The sequence below is a fragment of the Neochlamydia sp. EPS4 genome, from assembly GCF_000813665.1.
In the GTDB taxonomy this organism is placed as follows: domain Bacteria; phylum Chlamydiota; class Chlamydiia; order Chlamydiales; family Parachlamydiaceae; genus Neochlamydia.
In genome coordinates, this window is sequence record NZ_JSDQ01000089.1 from 14864 (window position 1) to 41806 (window position 26943).

Below are 26943 nucleotides of genomic sequence, written 5' to 3' on the forward strand. Positions count from 1 at the left end.
TATGAACAATCTACAAGCATTTTATATTCAGAAGGGAGCTGTTTTTGCGGTACCCATTCTCCATTATAAAATGGAAATGGCAGCGCAGGTACGCATGGCTTTTGAGGCCATTCAACCTGATTGCGTTGCCGTGGAACTTGCAGAAACTATGCAGCTACAATTATTGCATGCCGCCTCTCGTCTACCGGATATTAGTGTGGTGATGTGCTATAATAAAGATCATACGCCTATCTATTATATGTGTGAACCTTGCGATCCTGCTTTTGAAGGTCTGCGCAGTGCCATGGAAGCTCAAATTCCTGCCTATTGTATCGACCTTGATGTCGATGATTATCCGGATAGTACAGAATATATGCCTGACACTTATGCCATACACAAAATAGGGTTAGAGAACTATTATAAAGCATATAAAGATTTTTTCTTAAAAAAATCAATCAAAAGTACTATGGATCAACAGCGTGAGATGTTCATGGCAAGACGCCTAAAAGAACTCTCTTTTAGCTATGAAAGAATACTTTTTATAGCCGGCATGTCGCACATAGAAAATATTCTTACATTGATGGATAAAGCTTCTTTTGCTCCTTTGAAGCATGCGCCAAGAGAGCATATTGAGCTGCTCACCTTATCGGACTTATCTACTCAAGAAGTTATGGCAGAATATGGATGGATTACTAAAAATTATGAACAAGCCAGGTGTGCCTATCCTTTAAAAAATAGAGAAGAGCCTGCTTTTTCTTCTTTTCCCCCTGATCGTCAAAAGCTCATCTATAATCTCTTTAAGTTGGCCGCTGAAAATTATACTAAGAATACGGGAAACAGCTTTCCAGGCTATAATTTTCGCAATATCATGAAATTCTCTCGCAACTATGCATGGCTCCATCAGCAACTTTTACCCGACTTGTATCAGCTAATCAGCGCTGCCAAAGGATGTGTAGATCACCATTATGCCTATGAAGTATGGGCTTTGGCAACAGAATATCCCTATAGACGTAATGTAGATCAGCTTCCTGAAATTGATTTATCTATTGAAGATATCTGGGGAGCTAGTAAAAGCATTCGTTTTCATAGAAAAGAAAAAAGCAGAAAAGATTTATCTTTTCATAAGCAACGCAAAAACCGAGCTCAGCTTCATTTTAGACCACCTCCCCTGTTTAGTATTTGCTCGTATCCTCCCGAAGACCTAGTGATTGAAAAATTTGGGGATTTCTTAAAGAAGAAGGGCACTCAGCTCATGCGCGAAGAAGCTGCTCGCATCGTTCCTTTTTCTTCAAGCCTAGAGGATGGAGTCGATACTAGAGAAACGATTCGCCATTGGCATGAAAAAAAGTTATATGTCAAAGTCTCAGGGAAGCCTCCAGGCGGAGTAGGGTCAATCGTAGTAATATTTGATGAAGATACCCCTAAAGAAAATGAATCTTACTTAGAAAAGTTTCCCTGGCGTACGACTTGGCTAGGAGAACATAGCCAGGAATCCGATATGGCTTTTTATGCTACCGATCTCCATGCTAATGTGGTCGGTCCCGGCATCTCGCGTTGTCAGTATGGAGGTTTTATGATGTCATATCCACCTCGTAGAATGTTTGATATATGGTCTGATGCTGATTATCAAAATTGTATTTCCAAAGCTGAGGTGCTTCTTATGGCAGCTATCGATTATGCTGTCCAATCGCTAGTGGTCTATGTTGCCAATCAACCACCTCGCTCCCTATTGAAAAGTTTTGCACGCCGCTATGGCAAAAAGATAGTTTACATTCCTTCAGGGCAACTATCTCCTCTTACCCTTAATAAGTTGCGTACATTTCATGTATTAGATGGGCAAAGCAAGAGAGAAATTGCTGGCGACTATATTTTTTAAAATTTTACCAGCAAACAACTTTTACAAGCTTAAAGATAGAAAGATTTATTAGCTGGACGAGTATTTTTTTTAAGACATCAGTTTATGCTGAGCATAATGAATGATTTCATTAAGAGTTTTAAGGCGCTCAATTAGCTCAGGGGTTAAACGTAGATCTAAGTTCAAACGATGGATTTTTTGTTCCCATAATTCAAGTTGGGATTTAAAATCAGCTTTCTGAGTAAAAGTTAGAGTTTCGGCTAGGTTAATTTCATCATACCAAGGAGGAATGTGTTTTTCTAAGTAGGCAATCTGGATAAGTGCATCTTTCAAATCCTCATTTTCTTCCTCATCGCGTAAGTCAGGTAATGACTGATTAACAATTTTATCAATTGCATGAAGAGCTGCATCAAAATATTTTTCGCGGCGCTTATCAACTTGAGCTTTCCATACAGCAATTTCTTTTAAGGGAAGGTTTTCTGGTTTTACCCTTAAGGCGTTAAGAGCATGAAGATAAGATTGTAAACGAACCTCAAGACGTTGGGCTAAATCTATCTTTTCCTCTTCATCTATCGAAAGAGCCTCTAGCATATGTTCTTGATAATCAGTGATTACTTGTACATCCCTGTCTATCACTTCAAGAAATTCATCGATCGTATAGCGGATAACAGCCTTAAAAAGAGCTTCTTTGTCGGTAGTCTTTGAGCAAATTTGAATCCATAACTTAGCTTTTTCTACCCATTGGCTATAACGCTGATAAGTTTTTGCTTGATGTAAAACCGAGCGCGGCTGCTCTATAGATTTATGTAAACGAGAAACCTCCTTAATAAGCGGATCTATTACTGCTTCAATGTAAACAAAAGCTTCAGCATCAATTTCTTTATGAAGCTCATTCTTAATAGCTTGTAATTGAATTAGTACCGCGCTAGCTTTAGATTGCAAATCTTGGATTCTCCCCACCAGCGGATGCTCTTGCAGAGGTTTACTTTGGAACCTTTGAAACGTTGAACGTATTCTATCTACAAAGCGAGCCAAAATGGTCAAACGTTTTTTTGCTGGCTCTTTTATAAAGGAATCTTGAGCATTCGAAGGTTTAGGTTTCTTTGGTGCCATAAAATTATATCACTATCCGGTAAAGACGCACTTTACCGTATAGTTTTATTTTTGTCAGGCGATAATTCTTAAAGGAGTTAATGTGATTATTATGATTGACTTATCATTAAAAAACATTTATATTTGCTCTTCAACTGCTATGGATTTAACATGTCTAAACGGCCTCATTTACTTATAACAAACGATGATGGCATTTATGCCCCGGGTATTCGACATCTCTGGAATGCTTTAAAAGATTTTGCAGATATAACAATCGTTGCGCCTGCAACCGAGCAATCAGCAGTCGGTGTTAGCATTACCGTACGTAACCCTCTTCGTTTACATCAGGTTGAATGGGCTGGCCAAACCCAAGCCTGGAGTCTTACAGGCACTCCTGCTGATTGCGTAAAGATGGGGCTCAAAGTAATCCTTGACAAGAAACCAGATTTGATTGTCTCGGGGATTAATCGTGGATCCAACGCAGGCCGCAACTTAATGTATAGTGGCACCGTAGGAGGTACTATTGAAGGTATTATTCAAGGTGTGCCCGGCATTGCTTTTTCTTGTGTAGATTACTTCAATACTGACTATCAAAAGGTAGAACACTATGTACCTCTTTTAGTAGATTATGTGGTGAAGCATCCCCTGCCCTCGGGTAGCTTGCTAAATGTTAACTTTCCCACTTATCAACATGAGATTAAAGGATTCAAACTGACCCGCCAAGGGAAAGAATTTTGGGCTGAAGATCCGTTAGAGCGTAATCATCCTGCTGAAGGACATTCTTATTACTGGCTAGGTGCTAAATTGCAGCAATTCGAAGAACATGAGGATAGCGACATTTCTTGGCTTGCCCGTGGATATATCGCGGCAGTACCTGTGCATGTAGGAGAATTAACAGACTTAGCTCATCTCAATGAGGCAAAAAGCCATTTTGAAGATCATCTAAATTTGCAAACTGAGCCTTAAGAAAAACAAGAAAAGAAGTTAATAATAAAACTTTTATTATTTAAGGAATTAGATCGATTCCAATAAAAGCTCTCCTACTTGGCTATCAATTCCAGCAGCTCTTGCTTTTACTCTCAATTTTTAAGATTTTATAATGTCTGGTAAAAGATCTTTGGCTTGTATCTTGCCTTCTTTATTTTTAAAGGCTAACCTGAGTAAGCAAAGATAATAGTTATACACTTTGAAAAAATTTAGTCTGCATAACCAACCCTTTGAAACATGTCTCTCTACTTAGTTCGAGGGATTTGTATAAAGTACGGGGCTGCATAAGGAGTCTCTCAAAGGCGTATCAAGAGCTCTTTAGAGCTATCCCTCTCACCCGTTTGGAAAAGCGTTAAGGAAAATTCCTAAATTAATAAAGTGGAATTTTTAAGGATGTTAAGGTCAAGGTAAGCTAATCTTCTCTAAGAGAAAAATAAATGAAATGATTAAAAGAAACGCGGGAGACGGGACTCGAACCCGCAACTTCCGGCGTGACAAGCCGGTGCTCTAACCAATTGAACTACTCCCGCGTATGCATAGTTGGGCGCAACAGGACTCGAACCTATGACCACCTGTGTGTAAGACAGGAGCTCTACCAACTGAGCTATACGCCCTCAAAAGGAAGCATTCAATATACCTTTTGCGGTTATTTATCTCAAGCATTTTCATTTTTTTCTTAGAAAAAAATAGTGCTCTTCGCTAATAACCAACTCATTGTAAAAAATTTATCTTTTTAATGAGCTAAGAAAAAAAGCTTAAAGAAATCCTTAAGAGCAGTAAATAATCTTCAAAATAGTCTCATCTTTTTCTTTACATTTAATTGAATTTTATTTATACTGTTTTCTTTGACAAACCCCTAACTAATTTTAGATTATGCACCATCCTACCTCAGCTAGCGCTAAATCCATCGGTTCAGAGCTTATTATTTATCTCTTTTTAATTACAGGTGCTTTTTTAGCTGCTTTTGCGATTCAAGTTTTTCTGATCCCCAACCGTTTAATCGATGGTGGAATTGTAGGAATAGCCATGGTATGCGCTAATATTTTTGGCACTCAATATTTAGGATATTTTACTTTTGCTTTAAACTTGCCCTTTGTTTTTCTGGCTTACAGGTATATAGGCAAAGTTTTTGTCCTCCATATGTTTTTTGCTCTTCTTTTCTTTACCGGCTTTATTTTTTTTATTGAGCATTATATGCCCTGGGCAGAATTTAAAGGAGAAACGCTTGAGGTAGTAGTGATTGGCGGGGCGCTTTTGGGAATAGGCATAGGCTTAATCATTCGCTATGGTGGCTGTCTTGATGGCACAGAAATTCTAGGGATCATCAGTAATCGTCTCACCGGCTTTACCGTTGGACAGGTTGTCTTGGTTATTAATATTTTTGTATTTAGTGCTGCTGGAATTGCCTTTAAAGATTGGCATCCTCCTCTTCTCTCTTTGATTACCTACATGGTAGTTAGCAAAATTATGGATACTGTCATTGTAGGTTTAGATGAGACTAAATCGGTCATTATTATTTCTTCTAAATCAGAAATTATTGCCAATGCTATCGTCCATGAACTAGGCTTAGGGCTAACCATTATGTATGGACGGGGCGGCTTTTCAGGAGATGAGCGAGAGATTCTTTATGTAATCGCCGAACGCCTTCAGCTTGCTGATCTGAAAGAGCTTATTTATAGAGAGGATCCTGCAGCTTTTATTGCTATTGAAAATCTTCATGAAGTGGCCAATGGCAATCAAACGGGAAAATACAAAAAAACAAGTCTGAAAGAGCTATTTTCACGGATGTTAAGTATAAAAAAATGACTTTATCCTTTGATGAGATCAAAGTAAAAGCATTAGAATTAGGGTGGGATGATGTAGGAATTACCCCAGCCAATGTTCGCCAAGAAGATATTCAAGCCTACAAAGAATGGCTCGCCGAAGGAAAGCATGCAGATCTGGCCTACATGGAAAAGGAAATACGTTGTTATCCTCAGCAATATTTCCCCCAGGCAAAGACGGCACTTATTTTTCTTAGCTACTATAAGCAACCTAAAGAAAATCTCCTGGCAGGCCAAGGGTTGATAGCTTCCTATGCAAGAGGAAGAGACTATCATCATGTCCATCGTAAACGACTAAAAAAATTCATTCAATGGCTAGAAGAGCGTGTAGGTGAACAGGGAATAGCTAAAGGATTCAGCGATTCTAGCCCCCTTTTAGAAAAAGCTTTGGCCGTACAGGCTGGGTTGGGTTGGTTTGGCAAAAACACTTTACTTATCCACCGACGTTTTGGCACTTACACTCTGATTTCAGGCATATTGACCTCTTTAGAGATACCCGGAGCTGTGATTTCTCTACGGCTACCGCGTTGTGGCAGTTGTACACGTTGTATAGATGCTTGTCCTACTCAGGCCTTAACTTCCCCCTATAAGTTAGACGCTGCTAAATGCTTATCTTATCACCTAATCGAATCTAAAAAACCCATTCCTCTAGAAATACAACAAAAAAATCCTGGTTATATTTTTGGCTGTGACATTTGTCAAGATGCCTGTCCTCATAATCAAAGAACTTTACCCTCTCTCACCGCAGCTTTTTCTCCTGCGAGCGGCAATGGAACTTATTTAGATTTGAAAAAATTAGAAGAATGTGAGAAAAATCCTGAGAAGCTATTTGGCACACCTTTGCAACGCCGAGGGATTACAGGATTAAAATATACCGCCGAAACTTTAAAACTAAAGTAAATGAATAGCCATTATACTTTCACTCTCTTCCATCACTAAGTTATACCTTTTAAAATAACTGCGCCTGTATAGCCAAAAAGAAATCAACCTTTTTCAAGCTGACTCTTTCCCTAAACACAAGCTTTTTACTAAGTATATGATTACATAAAGAGCTATTCAAGAGCGTATTGCTTTGGCAGTAAATAAAATTTAATTTTCATTCCTTTGATTCATAATGGCTGCTCATTTTTTAAGCGACTTTTCTATAGAATTTCTAGCAGCTTCTTTAAGATAAATGCCTGTTGTAAATTTTTTAGTTGAAAATTATCTCTATATACATACACTCACGAACAACTGAACGCACGCCTAATTTCATTGAGGAGCTACATGCTATATAATAATGTCGAAGATGAAGCTCATTTGTTTAAAACTGATTCATGGCGCTTATTTAGAATTATCTCTGAATTTGTAGAAGGCTTCGAAAATATGACCACCCTCGGGCCTTCGGTATCTATCTTTGGCTCTGCTAGATTACAAGCTAGCCATCCTTATTACAAGTTAGGCATTGATGTAGCAGGACATATTGCTAAAAAAGGTTTTGCTATTATTACCGGTGGCGGGCCAGGCCTTATGGAAGCGGCTAATAAGGGAGCTCAAATGACGCAGGGCAAATCGTGCGGATTAGGAGTAGACCTCCCTTTTGAAGCAGAGTTAAATCCTTATATTGATAGAAAGTATCGCCTGAATTTTCGCTACTTTTTTATACGTAAAGTGATGTTTATTCGTTATGCTCAAGGGTTTGTCTTTTTGCCCGGCGGTTATGGCACATTGGACGAATTATTTGAAGCTCTTACCCTTATTCAAACTCATAAGATTCACCCCTTCCCTATCTATCTAGTGGGCAAGGATTACTGGAAAGGAATAATAGATTGGATTAAATCTACAATGCTTACTCAACAATGTATCTCAGAAAATGATTTAAAGTTAATTTCTTTGACGGATGATCCCGAAGAGGTAGCTAATGGTATTGAACGCTATTACCAGCGCAATCACACGCAAAAAAATTTTTAAAATTTAAGTGAAAATTACTAACTGATTTGCTCATTGAATAGACTAAGCAGTTTATCTTAAAACTGTTCACTCATTTCCATTAATTTTTTCGCTTCCATAGAATAGGTAGCTCTAGAAGTTAAACAGCGTTTGTAAATCGCCTTTTAAAACGAGCAATTATCAATCTCCTTTTTCCGAATTTGCTAAGCTATACTCTTTCTTCTATCTGTAAGCGCATCTTAACTCTCTACTTTCAAATAAGTTGATGTGCTAATAGCCTTTTTATCAAGTGCAGCGTTAAGAAGGAGGCAGGTAAAAGTAAAACTACTTCTAAAGGCATTCTTACAAAATGAAAAAAAATTTGAATGAAAGAAGAGCTTTTATCTCTTTTATACTATTCTCACTAGAGGGCCAAACGCCCATCTTCTAAATGCCTAAAGAGAGCAGCTAATTCTTTCCTAAAGGAAGGGAATTTAATTTTAACTAATCCTTTAATCTTCTGAGCATCCTGGCAAGCTCTATTTCTTATATGTTATTTCTAGCAAACTTTGTAACCCTCGCGGTTTGTTGCGCCCGTTTAACTCATTCTGCTTTTCTTATAATAGTTTTTATTAACTTTTTTATATTTATTAATTTAAAAATTAATTTTTTATAATTAAAATAATTATTATTAATAATAACAAAAATATTTTATAATAAATATAGAGATGTTTAAAAGGAGAACTATCCATGGAAAATGCATCCCCTCTATCTGATCCTTCAGCCCATGGTCTATCTATTTATTCCTCCTCTTCCTCTATTCAAACCTCTTTGAATGCAAGCCAAGCCTCCAAGCCACATGATAAAATAGAAGCAGTTTTTCAAAGCATTAAAACTCTAAAGGACAATCGTTCGCCTAGTTTTCAATCAGATAGCACCCATACATTGTCTGCAAAGCATGAAATTTGGGAACTTAAAACGAGTGTACTTTCTGAAGTTTTACATCAAGAATCCTCTCCTCATGTTACTATTCAACAAGCAACTTCCGGTACAAATGGTTGCTATATTATTAAATATAATTTTGAAGGTAAAAAGATCGAAGGAGTATTTAAACCTATTAATGAAACAGAAAAGACACGAAAGGGTATTCCTGCAAATCAGCAAGCGACAAGAGAATATTTGGGATACATGTTAAGTCAATATCTTACTGCCTCTTTAATTAAAAAAGGCATAAAGATTGAAATTCAAAATTTTGGCGTGCCTCCTACCAGTATCGCTACTGTTGATAAAACCATTTCCATTCTTGAGGAAGGGCAAATAGGTTCCTTTCAAAAATTTAAAAAAGGTATTCCTTTAGCAGATCTTGAAAATGATACATTAATGAACATTCATATAAATGAATTAATGAAAATGTTGGTCATCGATATTATTATGCTTAATACTGACCGCCATTTAGGAAACGCTTTTCTTACCGACAAAGGAAGCATTGTTTTAATCGATCAAGGAAGTACTTTTCCTGGCTTAGATTCATTAAAAAAAGGCAAGACAAATGACAATCTAGGATTTGACTGGATGTTTATCAATTTTACTAAAGAAAAAATTCCAGTTGCCTGGCATGAGCTAATTTTAAGTATTCCTCCTCGCGAGCTTTATACAAATTTAGTAGAAAGTTTAAATGAACTTCAATCTATTCATCCTCATTCTTCTGATTTAAACATCAGTGGAAATGTGCTCTTTAATTCAATGACTTCGTTACTTTTTCTCCAGCATTGGGTAAAAAATGCAGGGCAAGAGTTACCTAGCCGCGAACTACTGCGCTGTTTTATCTCCGAGCGTATTCCCTACCTCTATGCTGTGAAAAAAGATGCTTCCAAAGAGATTACCACCCTCCAGGCCCAATCTATTCACAACTTTGAGCGTAATAAAAATACTCTAGCTAATACTTTAGATAACGATCTGCAAGAAGGGAAAAGTGGCTATTACGCCACCGATCCTGTCTTTCTAACTGTTGTCAAAGAGGCTTGGAAAGAATTTGAAAGTACTCTACCTCCTAAAGAAAGAGGGGAAATTAGCCCTAAAACTTTTCTAGACCATTGGGAGAGTGCTGAACAAATTGTAAGCACAAAATTGACACGTCTGACTTTCAAAGAAACAAACCAACTAGCAAGAGAGTATTTTTCTGCTAAATAAACATTTTCTAAAGCTTTTTAAGTTCGGCTTTATACTCGTATTGAGCAGGCGGAAATCTATGAGGAGCAAGAACTTCAAAAAATGCAATAGGAAAAAGATTATCTTCCATAGTAATCACCTTGCGTCCTTGAAAAAAGCTCCTTTTATCTTTAGGAACAGCGATTCCCTTCTGATAAAAACTCTGATAAAGAGCAGAATTAGCACAAGTCATTTCCCATTGATCATTAAAATAAGTGAAAGCGACGACAGGAATGTGAGTTTGTTTGCTAATTAAAGATTCACACTTAAGCAAGCTTTTTTCCTTGATTTTCTCCGCCAGTAAAATATTATCATTAATAGGGATCATATACTTAACTACCTCGTAATTAAAAAAAAGCAAATATAATTGATAAGAAACAAAATGTCTATAAAAAATTGACTTATTATAGGTTTGCGCAGCCGTAGACAAAACCACTCTTACCCTTTAATTAATATTCAACTAGGCATGAAGCTTATCTTTTTTGTTTTCAAGAAAATAGATAAACTTAAGTCAAAAAAAATCTTTGCATAATTAAAACCTTAGCCCCTATAACCCTCTTTACTCGGAAAGGTCAAAAAGGGAGATAATAGGACGGATTGATAAAGCAAAAACGAAGAAGGCTTAAGACATCTTTTAAGCAGGCCCATAGAGCTTTTAAACTAATAACAAACGTAAAGGAACGTGGATGTTTATTCTCTACCTTATCAATCTAAATTACATATGCTTGCTGCATTGTTTTTCTAGCAATTTTTACTCTTCTAAACTAAAAGAGCATCCTTCTGCAATCAAGCCATCAATGTAGCTTAGATGAAAATCGGAATGAAGAAATTTTTTATCATGGAGCATATAGAGATGGAAAGGAATGGTTGAGTCTACGCCGCCAATATGGAACTCTCGTAAAGCTCGTTTTCCTATAGCTATCGCTTCTAAACGATCTTTGCCATGGACAATTAATTTAGCAATCATGGAGTCGTAATTGGGAGGAATTTGATAGCCTGAATAACAAGCACTATCTACGCGAACATGGGGGCCACCAGGAGGTAAATAATATTCAAGTCGTCCAGGAGAAGGTGAAAAATTTGCTGCAGGATTTTCCGCATTGATGCGAAATTGGATGACATGTCCCTTAAAGTTAATCTCTTCTTGGGCATAGCGCAGTTTATTACCCATTGCTACACTCAGTTGCTCTCCAAGAAGATCCACTCCTGTTAGCTCCTCTGTCACCGTATGTTCTACCTGGATCCTTGTATTTACTTCCATAAAATAGAAATGATGATCAGCATCCAATAAAAATTCAACGGTAGCTACTGAATGATAATTAGCCTCTTTAACAACACTAATCGCTGCTTGGCCAATTTTTTGCCTCAGTTTGCTATTTAGTAGCGGACTAGGGGCTTCTTCAATAAGTTTTTGACGACGCCGTTGGATGGAACAATCTCTCTCTCCAAGGTGAATATAGTTGCCATATTTATCTCCAATAACTTGGACTTCAATATGCCGAGGATCAACAATCATCTTCTCTAGGTAGACATCAGGATTACTAAAGCTTGCATCTGCCTCAGCACGTGCAGCAGGAAAAAGACGTATGAATTCTTCTTCACTATAAGCAATGCGTATTCCTTTCCCCCCTCCCCCTGATACGGCTTTAATAAAAATTGGGTATCCAATCTCCTTGGCCACTTCTAGGCCCTCTTTTAGATCGCTTACAATCCCCTCCGAGCCAGGAATAACAGGACAGCCGGCCTTTTTTGCCGTGGCCTTAGCCTTAGCTTTATCTCCTAACAATGTGATCGAGGCAGGAGCAGGCCCGATGAAATTTAAGCCGCAACTTTCGCAAATGGAAGCAAAATTAGCATTTTCGCTTAAAAAACCATAGCCTGGATGTATGGCATCTGCTCCTGTTATTTCACAGGCAGAGAGGATGTTAGAGATCTTAAGATAAGATTTAGCAGCAGGAGCTTCGCCGATACAAATGGCTTCATCGGCATGCAACACATGAAGAGCCTCGGCATCTGCTTGTGAATAAACTGCTACTGTTTGTAAGCCTAAATCGTGACAAGCACGGATAATCCTAACGGCAATTTCGCCACGGTTAGCAATAAGAACTTTTTGCATATTTCAATACTACGTAATTCGAAAGAGTTTTGTTCCAAATTCTACAGGATGTCCGTTTTCTACTAGCACTTCCGCCACCGTCCCTGTTGCTCCAGCTTTGATTTCATTCATTACTTTCATAGCTTCTATAATGCAAACTACGCTATTTTTATCAATTTTACTACCTACTTTAACAAAAGGAGGTTCTTCAGGAGAAGGCGTATTATAAAATGTTCCTACCATGGGCGAAGTGACAAAAAATGTATTTGCATCTTCCTTATGCTCTACCGCTTGACCAGGTGGCACTGCCAAAGAAGCCACACTAATATTTGCCCGCCGCAAGGCCTCGTCTGTTTTATTAAAAGTCTCTTCTGGCGACTCAAACATTGACTCGGGAACCTTTAGGGTTCCCCCATCGTATCTTTCGATCTCAATTTCAAAGCCTTCTTTTTTGATAGTTACGCGTTTGGTTCCCGTACGTCCCATCGCCCCCATCAATTCCTTTATCTGCTTTAGCTCCACGCAACAATCCTCCCTATACCCTCTGTATGTATTCGTACGAACGCGTGTCTATTTTTATGATATCACCTGCTTCGATAAATGGTGGAACCTCAATTTTAGCCCCAGTCTCTAATAGAGCCGCTTTGGAAGCATTAGCTAATATAGATTTATTTTCTCCTCCTTCCACTTTTGCAACCATTAATTCTAAAAACTGAGGTAGCTCTACAGCAAAAATAGTTTCACCAAAAAAAGAAGCTTTAACTTCTACGCCTTCTTTCAAGTAGTTGATGCTATTGCCTATAATATGTTGAGGAATTAAGATTTGATTAAGGTTTTCAATGTCTAAAAAAAGGTAATCCTTTCCTTCTAAATAAAGAAATTCTAGACGACGTTCTGCTAGATTAACATCTTTAATTGACTGATTTAATTTAAAATTCTTTTCAATCAGTTCATTAGATGTTAAATCGCGTAACTTTGTTTTTATAAAAGGCGTACCCTTGGGTACCATCACTTTTACCGTAGTTTCCACGCGATAAAGTTTGTTATTGATAGAAATTGTCATTCCAGGAGTTAGCTGGTTACTCATAACCATAGACGTTTCTGTCCTTCAGTAAAAAATTTAAGCTATCCTTGACATATTAAGAAACTAGGGCTCAAATGTCAAAGAGAAAAATAGGGACAAAATTTCAAAAAAATTTCTTTTTTCTGGCTCTATAAAACAGTCTCTTTATAGAAACATTAAAAGGTAAGCTGCTTATGTTTCCAAGCGTAATAAAAAAGAGAGGGTAAAACTTTTTATATCTGCTAAGGATGGACTTACGGATTTCCAAGAGTAAAAAAATTTATTAGGTTCTCTCAAAGGCAGCGTAAGCTTTCTACTCCTTCATGCATGTTAGGGCTCTTAAATAAAAATGTTCCCGCCACTAAAATGTTAGCCCCTGCTTTTACACATAACCTAGCAGTTTCTGGAGTAATTCCTCCATCGACTTGAATATCAAAAGGAGGTAGCTTTTCAGGAGAATCTTCCTTAGCAGTCATCCCCCCTTGGCAAATATCAAGTTTAGTCAAGCATTCACGCGTAAAGCTTATTTTTTCTAGGACCTCAGGCATAAATTTTTGTCCCCCAAAACCTGGATGAACAGTCATAAGCAAGATAAGATCACACTTATTTAAATATTTAGGAATCATAGAGGCCGACGTCTCAGGGCAAAAAGCTAGGCCTGCTTTAATGTTGCACTTACGAATATATTCCAAAGTTTCATCTACCTCTTCGGTAGCCTCGAAGTGGATAGTGATATTGTCTGCACCTGCTTCAACAAAACGTTCGATATAATCAAAGGGATGATAAACCATTAAATGAACATCTAAGAACATATTCGTAGCACGATTAATAGCAGCAACAGCTTGTGGCCCCATCGTTAAATTGGGCACAAAATTTCCATCCATGATATCAATATGCAAAGAATCTGCCCCCGAGTCCTCAATTTTCTTAGCCGTATCTGCCAAATAGCCAAAGTCACCTGCTAAAATAGAGGTAGCCACTTTTATAGGGTGTGTTTTTATCATTGTTAATGCCTGGTCAAAATTATGTTCAGGGAGGTTAGCTTAAGCAACCCGAGCTTGTCAAGTAATACAATCCATAAGTGATTAATGGATGTTAAACAAGCAGGTAATTAAAGCCCTCTACTTAAATCTCTTCTCGCTGTCCCTTTAACCTTAAGCTAAAAAATGCCAACAAAGCCTATAAATTTTCTTCTTGGCCGCTTCTCTTTTTTTTCCAGTGCCACCTCATTCGACATTAAGAAAAACTTTTAAGCATTTACACAAACTTTATTTAAAAATTTTAAAGCCACAGCTTGCTATGTCTCCGTGTGAAACTCAAAACCAGGGATTAAACTTAAAGCTTAGGAGACTTTATTATCAAACATGTTGATTACTGCCTTTTGAATAATTGAGCCAAATAATTTTTGCCGTTTTCCATCCAAGCAGCGGTATAGATAACAATTATAATTGACCTCATGCACCTGCATATAGGCAGTGGCAATTTCTGAGGATTTAGCTTGCAAAACATCTAAAGCTTGAGCTAAGTCCTCGCGGTTTAAACGTTCTTCAGATTTCACTATTACATATATATAAGGCGTCTTGACTAATGTTTTCACGTGATAAGAGAGGGGCGGCACCATTTCTTCCTCAATTGTTTCTCTTAACAAGCTAAAAAACATTTTCAAAGTTTCTGCTTCTAAAACGGTGCGCATGACTATAGGGGTAATGGAAAAGAAGAAATTTTCTAATAACAGTTCATTAAAATCAGTCTCTTCTCCAAGGAGCACTTTTAGCTCGGCTAAAAGTTCATTTTGTTTTGAGATCATTCCTCCGTTAAAATCTCTAAATTCCCCTAGAATTCTTAGCAATTCAAAAACTACACTTTGACGGGCTTTATTTAGATCGATAGAATTATCTCGTCTAATGAAATCATCTTTTGAAATCTTTACAGTAAATACCGTGGCTTCTTTACTATGCTTTCCTCGCAAGTATCCTAGAGTTTTACAACGATCATGCGTATAGTCTAGAAAAGTTTCACTTTTATCAAAAAGTTCTTTTATAGAGGCGCCACTAGGCTCAACCACTCTAACTACAATGATAGTAAATACCAACTTAGAATAGGTTTGCTCGTCAAAATTAATGATGACTTGAGGTAAATCCCGTACAAACTTAACTTGGCTGCTTAAGCTAAAGATGTTACGCATAATCTCTTCTTCGTTGCGTGGCATGAAGATAGGGTGCACAATATGTTCAATGCTATCTAGCAAATCTACAGGTAAAGTTTTACGCAGCTGAGAGACTTCTTGTGAGGTAAATTTTTCTCCCATGCTTTTTTCTATTTCTATATAGAGAGTACAAAAGTTTTCTGGAGAGCGTCGATTATCGATAAAAGAGTTCTCTACCATCAGCGCATTGGGAATATGATTTTGAATCGCTCGAATTAAATGCCGTTTATCAAAAATTTCTTTTTCCCTTAAAAAATTGAAGCCAACAATGATCCCTAGCACCTCCTTATTTTGCTCTTGGTCGCGCAAATAGGTTTTAAATATTTTCAAGAAGAAGTGCCTTTTATTTTGAACTTGAAGCCGATCGAAAAGATATCTTCTAAAAAGATATTGAATGCAGATAATGCGACTAAGATGGCGGCTACTTCGTTGTGATTTAAAATCATCGTGGCATATTACCAACACATGTTGCATCTCTGTTAACAAATCAAAGTCAAAAAACTGAGGTTTACGCTCAATCAAATAGGCGATATTTTCTTGGATAAGAGCCGTTTTTGCATCAATGCTTAAGCCTTTAATTTCTAAAATTCTTTTAGCATAGTAAGAAGAATCCATTCCTAAGCGTATTTCTGCTTCGATAATAGGTAAATTAGCTTTGATTTGCTCTACATCGGAAATTAAATCCAGATGGATAACCACTTTGAACAATCGGTAAATTAGTGGGCTTAGAGAAGGAATGCAAAACTCAGAAGAAAATATCATCGATTGATTTAAACGTCGCCCTGGCACTAGCCAATTCGAAAGCATTTCGATAAAAAACTTTAGAGTATGTTTCTGAGATTTGCCAAAATAATAAAAGGTTAGATAGCCAGGAGCCTGGTTTGAAACTAAAGTCTTAAGGATAGGAAATTCACTCTCATAACTCTTATTTTTGAAAAAATTTAGAGGAACCATTTTCTTCAATGTGCTATGGATAGCTTCCTTGAATAAATGTATACTTATGTCATTATCTTGATCCTCAACAAGAATTTTTATTTCGGGAAAACACTCATTTTCTTGCATGGTTTAAGCTACTTATAGGCATATATTGTTAAATTTCATCTTCAAACAAATGCTTATCCGGCTGGCAAGAGTCTTCAAAAATTATTGTGCACCTTTCATTTTCTCCCATACCATATGTCTTAAAAGATCTTATCTTTAAGGGCAAATAATTCTTATAGGCCAATTCTATACAACGAGGATGTAATATCTTTCCACCTTTACCAACTACCTCTAAAGCTTGCTTATAAGTAAGCTTTGAATAAAAAGCTGCGTGAGGATTTTTTTTAGGGTCTTCTGCATAAACTCCCGGAACATCTTTAAAAAACTCTACGACCGAGGCCTTTAAAATCACTCCTAAAGCTACTGCTGTAGTATCTGAGCCACCTCGCCCTAAAGTAGTAATTTCTCCTAATCTGCTTACCCCTTGGAATCCTGCTACAATAACGATTTTACCAGAATCTAGCAAGGGCAAAACACGAGTAGGCCGCACATCGATAATTCTTGCTTCCGTATGCTTTGAACAAGTAATAATTCCTGATTGGCTCCCTGTAAAGCTTAAAGCCTCACATCCTTTAGCGGCCAAGGCCATTGCAAGCAAAGAACAGCTGATTCTTTCTCCTACGGTCACTAGCATATCATATTCTCGGCGAGGAGGGTCAGGGTTAACTTGCTTAGCTAATGCAATCAAATGATCTGTGGTTTTTCCCATCGCACTTACTACGACTACAAGACGTTGAAAATCTTTTTTTCGTGAAATAATAAGATCGGCTATATAGGAAAAATGCTCAGCAGTAGCTACTGCTGCCCCTCCAAATTTCATTACAAGTGTCTGCATAGGAATAGTTTTTTACTTTTTTATTATTTTTTTTCTGATAAGCTTGAGTTACTTATAAAAAAAAGCCTTCCCATCTGTCAATTTAAATCCTTATATTCCAAAGGCAAATGAAGTAAGATGTATGAATTGGAAAAAATTTTTTGTTTTGAAGCAGCCCACTTTTTAAACCATCATGATGGTAAATGCAAAAGTATGCATGGCCACTCCTATAGTCTCCATGTCATTATCCGAAAGGAATCTTTACAAAAAGAGGGGCCCAAGAAAAACATGGTAATAGATTTTCAAGATCTCGCTGATCTTGTCCAGCCTATGCTAAAAAAATATTTAGATCATCAGTGCTTGAATGAGACCCTACAGTCAGATTCTACGACGGTAGAATTTGTGTGCAAATGGATTTATGATTATCTTAAGCCCATGCTACCCGAACTGCATGCTATCACCCTTTATGAAACAGCCTCTTCAAAAGCCACTTACTGGATATAAAGTTTTTTTTTCAAACAATCTAGATAGCTATGGGTCAATTTTCATTTCAACCCCTCATCGATAAAGAGAATATTTAATAAAAAAATTTATTAAATTAAATAAGCATTTTTTATATTCTTCTAGATTCGGTTTTATCCATATTTCCTTTCCTGCCCTCTCCTGTTTTCACTTTAGTTTTATATATTGCTATTTTTCTTTCACATCTGATATCTTTACTCCATTAGTATGAAAAATAGGAGTAACCTTTAAATGTCTAAAAACCCCCAACACACCTGGAATGAGAGCAAGATCGTCGATGATGTCTCTTACCAGCAAACAGATGCAGAACTTTTTAAAGCTTTATTAGAAGGCCAGTCATCCAATAATAACATTGAAGACAGCACTGCATTGATCCCAGGAACTATCCTCAAGGGAAGGATTGTCGAAATCACAAAAGATCATGTTGTCGTAGATGTAGGCTTAAAATCAGAAGGTCTAGTCCCTATTGAAGAATTCTCTGATCCTTCAAATGTGGTATTAGATGGGGAAGTCGAAGTGCTTCTTGACCAAGCAGAAGATGATAATGGGCAGATTGTTCTCTCTCGTGAAAAAGCTGAAAGAATGCGTCAATGGGAATATATTCTTGAACATTGTGAAGAAGGTTCTATTGTCAAAGGCCGTGTCCTCCGTAAAGTTAAAGGTGGCTTAATGGTAGATATCGGAATGGAAGCATTCTTGCCTGGCTCTCAAATCGATAATAAGCGCATTAAAAACCTCGATGAATATCTCGGCAAGACATATGAATTTAAAATCCTTAAAATTAATATTGAACGTAAGAACGTGGTCGTCTCCAGACGTGAGCTTTTAGAAGCAGAAAGAATTTCTAAGAAGGCTGAGCTTTTGGAAAATATTAAAGAAGGTGATGTGCGTGATGGGATTGTTAAAAACATTACCGATTTCGGTGTTTTCCTTGACCTCGATGGTATTGATGGCTTATTACATATTACGGATATGACTTGGAAACGTATTAAGCATCCTTCTGAAATGGTTCAACTTGGACAAAAACTAGAAGTGATGATTCTAAGCGTCGATCGCGAAAAAGGTCGTGTGGCTTTAGGTTTAAAACAAAAAGAATCTAACCCTTGGGATCAAATCGAGCAAAAATACCCACCTGGAACGCGTGTGAAAGGTAAGATTGTTAACTTGCTCCCTTATGGTGCCTTTATTGAAATTGAGCCAGGTATTGAAGGCCTTATTCATGTATCAGAAATGTCATGGGTAAAAAACGTCACCGATCCTAGCGAAGTAGTCAAAAAAGGTGATGATGTGGAAGCTGTAGTCCTTTCAGTACAAAAAGAGGAAGGGAAAATTTCTTTAGGAATTAAACAAGCGGAACATAATCCTTGGGATGATGTAGAAAAAAGATATCCAGTGGGTACTAACGTTAAAGCAGAGATTCGCAGTTTAACTAACTATGGCGCTTTTGTCGAACTAGAACCAGGAGTAGAGGGCTTAATACATATTTCGGATCTAAGCTGGATTAAAAAAGTCTCTCACCCTTCTGAAGTTCTCCGTAAAGGCGATGTCGTAGATGCCTGCATCTTATCCGTCGATCGAGATAGCAAGAAAATTACTTTAGGTGTTAAACAATTAAGCAATAACCCTTGGGAAAGCATTGAGAAAACGATGCCGGTGGGATCTTTAGTTAAAGGAAAAGTAACTAAAATAACTGCATTTGGAGCTTTTGTAGAACTCGATAGCGGTATTGAAGGACTCATCCATGTCACTGAATTATCTGATCAGGCCTTTGGTAAAGTTGAAGATGTTGTTTCTAAAGGAGACGATGTAACAGCTAAGGTGATTAAATTAGATCCTGAGCATAAAAAAATTGCTCTTTCTATTAAGGAATATTTAATTGATCAAAATCACACCAGTCATGATGACATCATTTTAACTTCCAATAAACGCAAAAAGAAATCTTCTGAAAAAGATAGAGAAGATAGCGAAGATTAGAATACGTTCTGAATCGCATCCAATCGGTAGAAAAGCTAGCTTTTCTACCGATTAACGCACCTTACATAGATAAATACCCTCTTGTAAGTTGCTTTACAAATCTTCTTTAATATATAATTCCTATCTTAAGAATTTGAGGCAAAAAAAACGATGAATAAAGATCTCATAGCTATTTTTGAGTACCTAGAAAGAGAAAAAGGCATTAAGCGAGAAATCGTAATCAGCGCCATAGAAGAATCTCTTCGTGCCGCCGCCCGTAAAAGTATTAGCGGAGCCTCAAATGTTACTGTGACTATTCATCCCAAAACAGGTAATATTGACGTTTACTGTGAAAAAGAAATTGTAGACGAAGTGGAAGTGCCTGCTCAAGAAATTTCATTAGAAGAAGCTCGCGAAATTGATCCTGAGAGCCAAGTGGGCCAATTTATTGATGTAATAGCTACTCCTAGAGATTTTGGTCGCATTGCGGCTCAAAAAGCACGCCAAATTATTACTCAAAAGTTGCGTGGGGCGGAGCGCGATGTAATTTATGAAGAGTATCGCCATCGTGTAAATGAATTAATCTCTGGTACTGTCAAACGCTTTGTCCGAGGAGCTAATTTAATTATTGATTTAGGTAAAGTAGAAGCGTTAATGCCAATGAAGCACTATCCTAAAACTGAAAAATATAATCTAGGAGATAAAGTTTTAGCCTTGCTGTTAGAAGTTAATGATACAGAGAATGGCGGCGCAGAAGTTATTCTCTCGCGTAGCCATCCAGAATTTGTTCGTCAATTGCTCATCCAGGAAGTACCTGAAATTAATGATAATATTGTGATTATCGACAAAATCGCTCGTGATCCCGGCTACCGAACTAAATTGACTGTCCGTTCTACAGATCCTAAAGTTGATCCAGTAGGTGCTTGTGTAGGCATGCGTGGGGTGCGTGTTAAAAATGTAGTCAGAGAATTACATAATGAGAAAATTGATATTATTCCTTTTTCCGCCGACCCTATTGAACTTTTGCAGAATGCTTTATCGCCGATCGAGATTCGTAAAATCAATATTAGCGAAGACGATCAGACGATCTCTATAGTCGTGGACGACGAAGATTTTGCCGCTGTGATTGGTAAAAAAGGAATGAATGCAAGGCTTAACAGCGAATTGATTGGTTATGAGCTAGAAGTGCAACGGATGACGGATTACAATCGCACCATGGCTTTACAGCGCACAGAGCTAGCCGAATCCGATGATCCTTCTCTCAGCGAGCCTTTAGAAGGGATCGATGGTCTTAACAATCTGATTTTCCAACATCTGATTGCCGAAGGCTACACTACTCTCAAATCTCTCTTGATTGCAACTCCAGAAGAATTGGCAAAAATTCCTGGCATAAGCCTAGATACCGCCGATAAGATTATAGAACAAATTAGAAAACAAAGGATAGAAAGCCTTGGCAAAAAACCTGAAGCTAACAATTAAAAACACTCAAATTGCTGAAGCCATCAATTTAGGTAAACTTAAAAGCAAAATCGCAGCAAATAAGGCTTTAGAAGATAAAGAAGAAAAGCCTGTAAAAAAAAGTGCGCTGACTAAAGCACCTAAAGTAGAATTAAATGAATCTACGAAAAACGCTTCAGTTCATTCTCCAGCTAAGGAAGAAGCTACGCCTCGAATCCGCGCGCGTTCTAAATCTGCTTTTGCTGAAGGCTCTGCCCCTGAAGCTAAGCCTAAGGTAGAATTTGCGGAAACCTCAAGAGCAGGTGAAGCTGAAGATACCGAGGAAGAAGGCATTAAAGTTAAAAAATCTAGTGAAGAGCTACGTAAAGAAATTTTTGCTGAAGAACTGGTAGAGCTATCTGAGAAAAAGATTTTTGAAGAAAAGCCAGCGGCGGAAGAAGCTTTTTCTGAAGCGGGTAAAAACGAAAAACCTCCTGCTCCTACTGAGGAGCCCCCTCTTATAGCAAAGGAATTAATTCCTTCCCGAGAAGAAAAACCTGTAGCAGTATCTCGCCAAGAAGCCCCTATACCTGCAATTAAGCCTATGCCAGAATATGTCAAGCTAGGGCCTACAGGTCGGCATGTTAAGGATCTTTTACCTCGAAAGCCAGCTCCACGGCCTGCTTATGTTCCTCCTCAGGCACCTCACAAACATAAAGGCGAAGCAGCTTCTGCCCTCGATAAAGAAGCAGCAGCCAAAGCTGCGAAAGACAAATTTAAGCCCAAAGAGGGTGAAGAAGTTGCTGTTAGCGATGAAACTCTTCCTAAAAAAACTTTTCCAGGCAAAGCTAAAGAGTTTCGTGATCTAAAACCTACCCGGCGTCTTGAACCCACTCGAGCATTTGATGCACGTGATCGACAAGGCTTGCGAGCAGACGATGATACTTCTCAATGGAGAAAAAAACGCAACAGACAGATCAAGCAAGTTCAGGAAGATACCACTATTCGACCTACTGCGCTCAAAATTAGAACGCCTATTAGCATTAAAGATCTGGCTGCTGAAATGAAGTTAAAGTCCTCCCAGCTAATCTCTAAATTGTTCATGCAAGGGCTTGTCGTTACTCTTAATGATCTGCTAGAGGATGAGACCACTATTCAACTACTAGGTCATGAATTTGGATGTGAAATTAGCATTGACACCTCGGAAGAAAAAAGGATCCGCATTACTGACCAAAGTGCTAGCGAAGAGATCAAACAAACATCTCCGGAAAAGCTACACATCAGGGCACCTGTAGTTGCCTTCATGGGACATGTAGACCATGGTAAAACCAGCTTAATTGACGCAATAAGAAGCAGTAACCGTGCAGCTGGCGAAGCAGGAGCTATTACTCAGCATATCGGAGCGTTTAAATGTCAAACGGCGGTTGGAGAAATTTGCATCCTTGATACCCCAGGACACGAAGCCTTTTCAGCTATGCGTGCCCGCGGTGCGGATGTCACTGATATCGTCGTGTTAGTGGTAGCCGGTGACGAAGGCCTTCGCCAACAAACAGTGGAAGCCATCCAGCATGCTCGTGAAGCAAAAGTCACCATCGTAGTAGCTATTAACAAATGTGATAAGCCTAATTTTAATGTTGAAAATGTCTACCGCCAGCTTGCAGAGCAAGAACTTCTCCCAGAAGCATGGGGCGGGCAAACTATTACTGTTAATTGCTCCGCAGTCACTAAAGAAGGAATTAACACGCTGCTAGAAATGTTGGCCTTGCAAGCAGAAGTGTTGGAACTGCGCGCAGATCCTACTAACCGGGCGCGAGGGCGTGTTCTAGAATCTGAAATGCATAAAGGCATGGGCGCTATGGCTACTATGCTTATTCAGAATGGAACTTTAAAAATAGGCGACTCTCTTGTATTTGATCAATACTGGGGACGTGTTAAAACTATGCAAGATGAATACGGACATAATATTCAGCAAGCGGGACCTTCAACGCCTGTAGCCATTACAGGTCTTTCGGGTCTTCCAGAAGCAGGCCAAGAGTTCATTGTAGTTAAAAATGAAAAAGAAGCTCGTGAGATTGCTGAAGCTCGTATGGTGGGTATGCGCCAAAATAACTTGCTTAAAAAGAAGCTCTCCATGGAAAACTTGATGATGCAAGCTTCAGAGCCTTCTAAGAAAATTCTTAATATTATCTTACGTGCTGACGTACAAGGCTCTCTTGAAGCCCTAAAAGTAGGGCTGTTAAAGATCTACTCGAAAAAAGCCGAAGTTAATATTATTTCTGCAGGAGTAGGAGAAGTTTCGGAGTCAGACGTACAAATGGCTGCGACCTCCAAAGCGGTCATTATAGGCTTCCACACCCAGATTGAAAGCCATGCGGATGCCCTTATTAGACAACATGGAGTACAGGTTAAAATGCATGACATCATTTATCATGCTATTGATGATGTTAAAGCCATGCTCGTAGATCTGTTAGATAAGATTGCTATTGAAACAGAAAAAGGGAAGTTCCAGGTGAAAGCGCTCTTTAAGTCCTCCCATTATGGGCAAATAGCCGGAGGAATTGTTACTGAAGGAGCGATTAATCGTAATAACCAGATGCGCATTATACGCAATGGTCAGCTGATTGGAAAATCATCGATTTCCTCAATAAAACGCGTAAAAGACGATGTACGAGAAGTTCAAAAAGGCCTTGAATGTGGTATAGTTCTTTCCAATTTTGATACTGCACAAGAAGGCGATGTATTTGAAGCGTACGAAGTTACTTACATTACCCAAGAATTATAAGATTCTTTATAGAGGCAGGTAAATCATGGCAAAACAACGCACGGATAGGCTTAATTCCCTACTTAAAGAAGTTATTTCAGATGTTATTCGTAAAGACGTGCGCAACCCGCACGTCAATGAGCTTATGACGGTCACAAGGGTAGAGATTACTAAAGACTTACACCATGCCAAAGTATTTGTCAGCGTGATTGGCAATCAAGAGGAAAAAGACCAGACTATCCATGCTCTTGAAACAGCAGCAGGGTTTGTCGCGGTCACCGCCTCAAAAAAAGTGGTCATGCGTTATTTTCCAGAGCTTCACTTTAAGCTTGATGATAGCGTAGATAAGCATATGCGTATCGAGCAGCTCCTCGAAAAAATTAGTAGTGAGCGTGAGTCGCGAGGCAATGATTAATCGTTTAGCAGACTCGATAACTCCTGACCCTCAAGGTATTTTGCTTATAGATAAGCCTATAGGCAAAACATCTTTTAGCCTCGTAGCGGCATTAAGACGTATTCTAGGAGTACGTAAAATCGGTCACGCCGGTACGCTCGACCCTTTTGCCACAGGCGTCATGGTTTTGCTCATCGGACGCAACATGACTAAGCTTTCCGATCGATTTCTATGCGAGGATAAAGAATACCTTGCTCAAGTGCATTTGGGAGAAGCTACTGATACCTACGATTGTGAAGGAACTATCACTTTCCAATCCCCTCTTGTTCCTACTCCCTCTGAAATTAAGGCTATTATCCAAGAATTTCAAGGAGAAATACAACAAATTCCCCCTATGCATTCTGCCAAAAAAGTTAATGGAAAAAAACTTTATGAACTGGCTAGACAAGGAAAAGTTATAGAACGCCAACCTGCCAAGGTGACTCTGCAAGTAGAAATATTAGATTATCACTATCCTTATCTAAATCTTCGGGTGAAATGTTCTAAAGGTACTTACATACGTAGTTTAGCTGATGATATAGGTAAAAAGCTAGGGTGCGGGGCTCATCTTTCCAATCTTAAAAGGACGCGTAGCGGGCCCTTTAAAGTCGAAGATTGCTTAGATGGCAGCCAATTATTTATTGCCTCCCCTGATACTCAAGAAATTAGCAAAGCTCTTTTTTACCCTGCTCTATAGGATATTTTCCAAAACTTTTTTAGCTAATTATTTATAATTAGCTCCAAAAAAATTCTAATAGACAGCTTATAAGCCATTTATGTTAAAAGATGCTTGCTTTCATCAACCTATCATCCTCATCAATAGCCTTATCAAAAAATTATATTTATTTGCATGAAAATGTTTTATATGTATGTTGTAGGCAAAGCCTTTACAAAGGAAAAAAAGGCTGTTTTTAAACCTAGTTACCAACCTAAAGATTAATAAATTCTTCATTATTTTTTGAACCATGAAACTCCTTCACGAACTTCCATCTACATCGCTTTTCTCTACCTCTTCTGTTCTTACCTTAGGCAATTTTGATGGCATGCACATTGGGCATCAAACTATCATCAAAAAAGTAGTGGAAACTGCTAAAGAACAACACAAGGCCAGTGTAGTTTTATCCTTTGAAAATCACCCTTCCGAGGTCCTTTATCCTGATAAGCCGGTAAATAAAATCTGCACTAATACGCATAAAATTCAGCTGATCAAAAATATGGGTGTAGATTTATTAATCTTGCTTAAATTTACTAAAGAATTTTCTGAGCAGAGTGCTGAGCAATTTATCCATCATTTGCAAACTCTCCTCCCCTTTTCTCATCTTATCCTTGGATGGGACGCTACGTTAGGTAAAGATAGAAAAGGCAATAAGGAAACCATTAAAGCTATTGCAGAAAGAGAACATTTTAGTGTGGAATACATCGAACAGCAAACTGTCGACGAAGTTGCTGTTTCTAGCTCCCTGATTCGTAAATTCATTCAAGAAGGACGATTAGAGACCACCCAGAAGCTCCTAGGACGTCCTTATAGTGTCTTATCTACCGTTTATAGAGGCCTAGGAAAAGGAAAACAGCTAGACTGTCCTACAGCCAACTTGGACGTCAAAAGTTTGTGTATTCCTCCTTTAGGAGTCTATGCTGTTAATATCTTTGTTGATCAGCAGCTGTTTAAAGGCGTGGCGAATCTAGGGATCGCGCCCACCGTCCGTGAAGATAAAGTCCCTCTTTTAGAAGCTCATATTTTTGATTATGAAGCTAATCTATATGGTAAAACTATCGAAGTTATTCTTACTTCTTACTTAAGGCCTGAAAAAAAGTTTGCTAGCCTTGAAGAATTAAAGTTACAAATTCAACAAGATATCTTAAAAGCTAGATCTCTTGGTTAAATTTAAATAAAGAAAGTACTTTATTTATTTTCCTTTTAGCTTGCTATAGCCTTAAAGAAAGAAAAAATATTAAAACTTAGAAAAACCTTTTATATCTTCTCTTCTTAATCCCCCCACCGCTTCCATTACACTCACCCCGCAAAAAAATATTTTTTTGTTTTAGGTTGACAAATTATAACGCTTCTTTAAAAAATTGAGGATAAAGCAGATAGAGCTTTGAAGTGTAGTTGAAAATAAAGCTAGATAAAAGGAGGATAAGCTTATGAACTTAGAAAGTTCCTCTATTAACTCTTTTATATTTACAACGTTTAAAGAACTAGCAAAAGAAAAGCCTTCTCTAAGGCTAGGCCCGTATGCAGAAATTAGCTTAAAGATTTTCCAGGAGCTGAGCCAGCAAGATTTAACTAACGCACGAGGTGTTTGTAAAGAGTGGAAGCAATTAATTGAGCAGACGGATGGATGGAAAAGGCTTCATTCAAAGAAAATTAAAAGCAATTTACCCACATCTAATCAGCTTGCTGCTAATGCAGCAAATTCCTTGGATCCTTCTCCGCCTCACTGGAGCCCCCCTCAAATAGCTAAATCCTTATGGTGTAATCCAGCGACTATTATTAGCGGCTCACAGGAATCAAAAGTAAATGCTGTAGCTGCTTATCTACATAAAGAAGGCTTTGAATTAAAAGGTGTTGCAAGTGACGGCGACTGCTTTTTTAATGCTTTTTTAGGAAGCTATAAAGGGCTTTCTAGAAAGATTCCATTACTTGACATGCCCAGCGATAAAATTTCTTATTTAAGACAAGTGCTCTCAAACATTATTAAGCACACTAACAGTAAAAGAGCAGAAGAAATAATAGAAAAAGGAAGTTGGATAAGCGGCTTAGGA

At 38.1% G+C, this 26943-nt stretch carries 22 protein-coding genes and 2 tRNA genes; 14 read left to right on the plus strand and 10 right to left on the minus strand.

Annotated features, from left to right (window positions below):
* The first annotated feature begins 1 nt into the window (after position 1).
* Positions 2 to 1855: a hypothetical protein gene (locus DB42_RS08610; RefSeq protein ID WP_044882627.1), complete on the plus strand. Its 1854-nt coding sequence runs from the start codon at positions 2 to 4 to the stop codon at positions 1853 to 1855.
* A 69-nt stretch (positions 1856 to 1924) separates the two neighbouring features.
* Here DB42_RS08610 and DB42_RS08615 read toward each other — a convergent pair whose 3' ends face one another.
* The gene (locus DB42_RS08615; RefSeq protein WP_042242308.1) at positions 1925 to 2947 is read right to left on the minus strand and encodes a hypothetical protein; all 1023 of its coding nucleotides are present in this window, start codon (positions 2945 to 2947) and stop codon (positions 1925 to 1927) included.
* Between the two features lie 150 nt (positions 2948 to 3097).
* Between DB42_RS08615 and surE the strand changes: the two genes are divergently transcribed.
* Positions 3098 to 3892 carry a 5'/3'-nucleotidase SurE gene (surE, locus tag DB42_RS08620; RefSeq protein WP_044882628.1) on the plus strand — a complete coding sequence of 265 codons (795 nt, stop codon included), beginning with the start codon at positions 3098 to 3100 and terminating at the stop codon, positions 3890 to 3892.
* Between the two features lie 477 nt (positions 3893 to 4369).
* Here the strand turns inward: surE and DB42_RS08625 are convergent.
* Positions 4370 to 4443, minus strand: a tRNA-Asp gene (locus DB42_RS08625).
* Between the two features lie 11 nt (positions 4444 to 4454).
* Positions 4455 to 4527, minus strand: a tRNA-Val gene (locus tag DB42_RS08630).
* Between the two features lie 259 nt (positions 4528 to 4786).
* Between DB42_RS08630 and DB42_RS08635 the strand changes: the two genes are divergently transcribed.
* From DB42_RS08635 to DB42_RS08650, 4 genes are all read left to right on the plus strand, one after another.
* A complete protein-coding gene (locus tag DB42_RS08635; RefSeq protein WP_039383938.1) occupies positions 4787 to 5719 on the plus strand; it encodes a YitT family protein in 933 nt (310 codons plus the stop codon).
* Entirely contained in the window at positions 5716 to 6636 is a 921-nt protein-coding gene (gene queG / locus DB42_RS08640; RefSeq protein ID WP_044882629.1) for a tRNA epoxyqueuosine(34) reductase QueG, read from the plus strand. Before DB42_RS08635 ends, queG begins: the two co-directional genes overlap by 4 nt.
* 366 nt (positions 6637 to 7002) lie before the next feature.
* Positions 7003 to 7686: a TIGR00730 family Rossman fold protein gene (locus DB42_RS08645; RefSeq protein ID WP_044882630.1), complete on the plus strand. Its 684-nt coding sequence runs from the start codon at positions 7003 to 7005 to the stop codon at positions 7684 to 7686.
* Positions 7687 to 8394: 708 nt separating this feature from the next.
* Entirely contained in the window at positions 8395 to 9834 is a 1440-nt protein-coding gene (locus DB42_RS08650; RefSeq protein WP_044882631.1) for a hypothetical protein, read from the plus strand.
* Positions 9835 to 9841: 7 nt separating this feature from the next.
* Here the strand turns inward: DB42_RS08650 and DB42_RS08655 are convergent, their stop codons facing one another.
* The 7 genes from DB42_RS08655 to DB42_RS08685 form a co-directional block, all read right to left on the minus strand.
* Complete coding sequence (locus DB42_RS08655) at positions 9842 to 10180, minus strand: hypothetical protein (protein WP_155117491.1); 339 nt, start codon at positions 10178 to 10180, stop codon at positions 9842 to 9844.
* 423 nt (positions 10181 to 10603) lie between these two features.
* Entirely contained in the window at positions 10604 to 11968 is a 1365-nt protein-coding gene (gene accC, locus DB42_RS08660; RefSeq protein WP_044882633.1) for an acetyl-CoA carboxylase biotin carboxylase subunit, read from the minus strand.
* A 9-nt stretch (positions 11969 to 11977) separates the two neighbouring features.
* Positions 11978 to 12469 carry an acetyl-CoA carboxylase biotin carboxyl carrier protein gene (gene accB, locus DB42_RS08665; protein ID WP_044882634.1) on the minus strand — a complete coding sequence of 164 codons (492 nt, stop codon included), beginning with the start codon at positions 12467 to 12469 and terminating at the stop codon, positions 11978 to 11980.
* A gap of 13 nt (positions 12470 to 12482) precedes the next feature.
* Positions 12483 to 13040 (minus strand): elongation factor P, encoded by a 558-nt coding sequence (locus DB42_RS08670; RefSeq protein WP_039383902.1) that lies wholly within the window; start codon positions 13038 to 13040, stop codon positions 12483 to 12485.
* A 263-nt stretch (positions 13041 to 13303) separates the two neighbouring features.
* Positions 13304 to 14014, minus strand: a complete 711-nt coding sequence (rpe, locus tag DB42_RS08675) for a ribulose-phosphate 3-epimerase (protein WP_042243528.1) — start codon at positions 14012 to 14014, stop codon at positions 13304 to 13306.
* Positions 14015 to 14352: 338 nt separating this feature from the next.
* On the minus strand, positions 14353 to 16278 hold the full coding sequence (locus DB42_RS08680; protein WP_044882635.1) for a hypothetical protein: 1926 nt from the start codon (positions 16276 to 16278) through the stop codon (positions 14353 to 14355).
* Between the two features lie 28 nt (positions 16279 to 16306).
* A complete protein-coding gene (locus DB42_RS08685) occupies positions 16307 to 17092 on the minus strand; it encodes an aspartate kinase (protein ID WP_044882636.1) in 786 nt (261 codons plus the stop codon).
* Between the two features lie 126 nt (positions 17093 to 17218).
* Here DB42_RS08685 and queD point away from each other — a divergent pair, with 126 nt between their 5' ends.
* The 8 genes from queD to DB42_RS08725 form a co-directional block, all read left to right on the plus strand.
* On the plus strand, positions 17219 to 17575 hold the full coding sequence (queD, locus tag DB42_RS08690) for a 6-carboxytetrahydropterin synthase QueD (RefSeq protein ID WP_162180776.1): 357 nt from the start codon (positions 17219 to 17221) through the stop codon (positions 17573 to 17575).
* Positions 17576 to 17824: 249 nt separating this feature from the next.
* Positions 17825 to 19567 carry a 30S ribosomal protein S1 gene (gene rpsA / locus DB42_RS08695; protein WP_042243514.1) on the plus strand — a complete coding sequence of 581 codons (1743 nt, stop codon included), beginning with the start codon at positions 17825 to 17827 and terminating at the stop codon, positions 19565 to 19567.
* Between the two features lie 150 nt (positions 19568 to 19717).
* On the plus strand, positions 19718 to 21025 hold the full coding sequence (nusA, locus tag DB42_RS08700) for a transcription termination factor NusA (protein ID WP_044882638.1): 1308 nt from the start codon (positions 19718 to 19720) through the stop codon (positions 21023 to 21025).
* A complete protein-coding gene (gene infB, locus DB42_RS08705; protein ID WP_044882639.1) occupies positions 20997 to 23765 on the plus strand; it encodes a translation initiation factor IF-2 in 2769 nt (922 codons plus the stop codon). Before nusA ends, infB begins: the two co-directional genes overlap by 29 nt.
* Before the next feature lie 25 nt (positions 23766 to 23790).
* Positions 23791 to 24159, plus strand: coding sequence for a 30S ribosome-binding factor RbfA (rbfA, locus tag DB42_RS08710; RefSeq protein ID WP_042243506.1), 369 nt, complete (start codon positions 23791 to 23793; stop codon positions 24157 to 24159).
* Positions 24152 to 24874: a tRNA pseudouridine(55) synthase TruB gene (gene truB / locus DB42_RS08715; protein ID WP_044882640.1), complete on the plus strand. Its 723-nt coding sequence runs from the start codon at positions 24152 to 24154 to the stop codon at positions 24872 to 24874. The genes rbfA and truB overlap by 8 nt, the downstream gene beginning before the upstream one ends.
* Positions 24875 to 25142: 268 nt before the next feature.
* Positions 25143 to 26060 carry a bifunctional riboflavin kinase/FAD synthetase gene (locus DB42_RS08720; RefSeq protein ID WP_044882641.1) on the plus strand — a complete coding sequence of 306 codons (918 nt, stop codon included), beginning with the start codon at positions 25143 to 25145 and terminating at the stop codon, positions 26058 to 26060.
* Between the two features lie 262 nt (positions 26061 to 26322).
* Positions 26323 to 26943: F-box protein (locus tag DB42_RS08725; protein WP_044882642.1), on the plus strand; the 621-nt coding region annotated here is incomplete at its 3' end.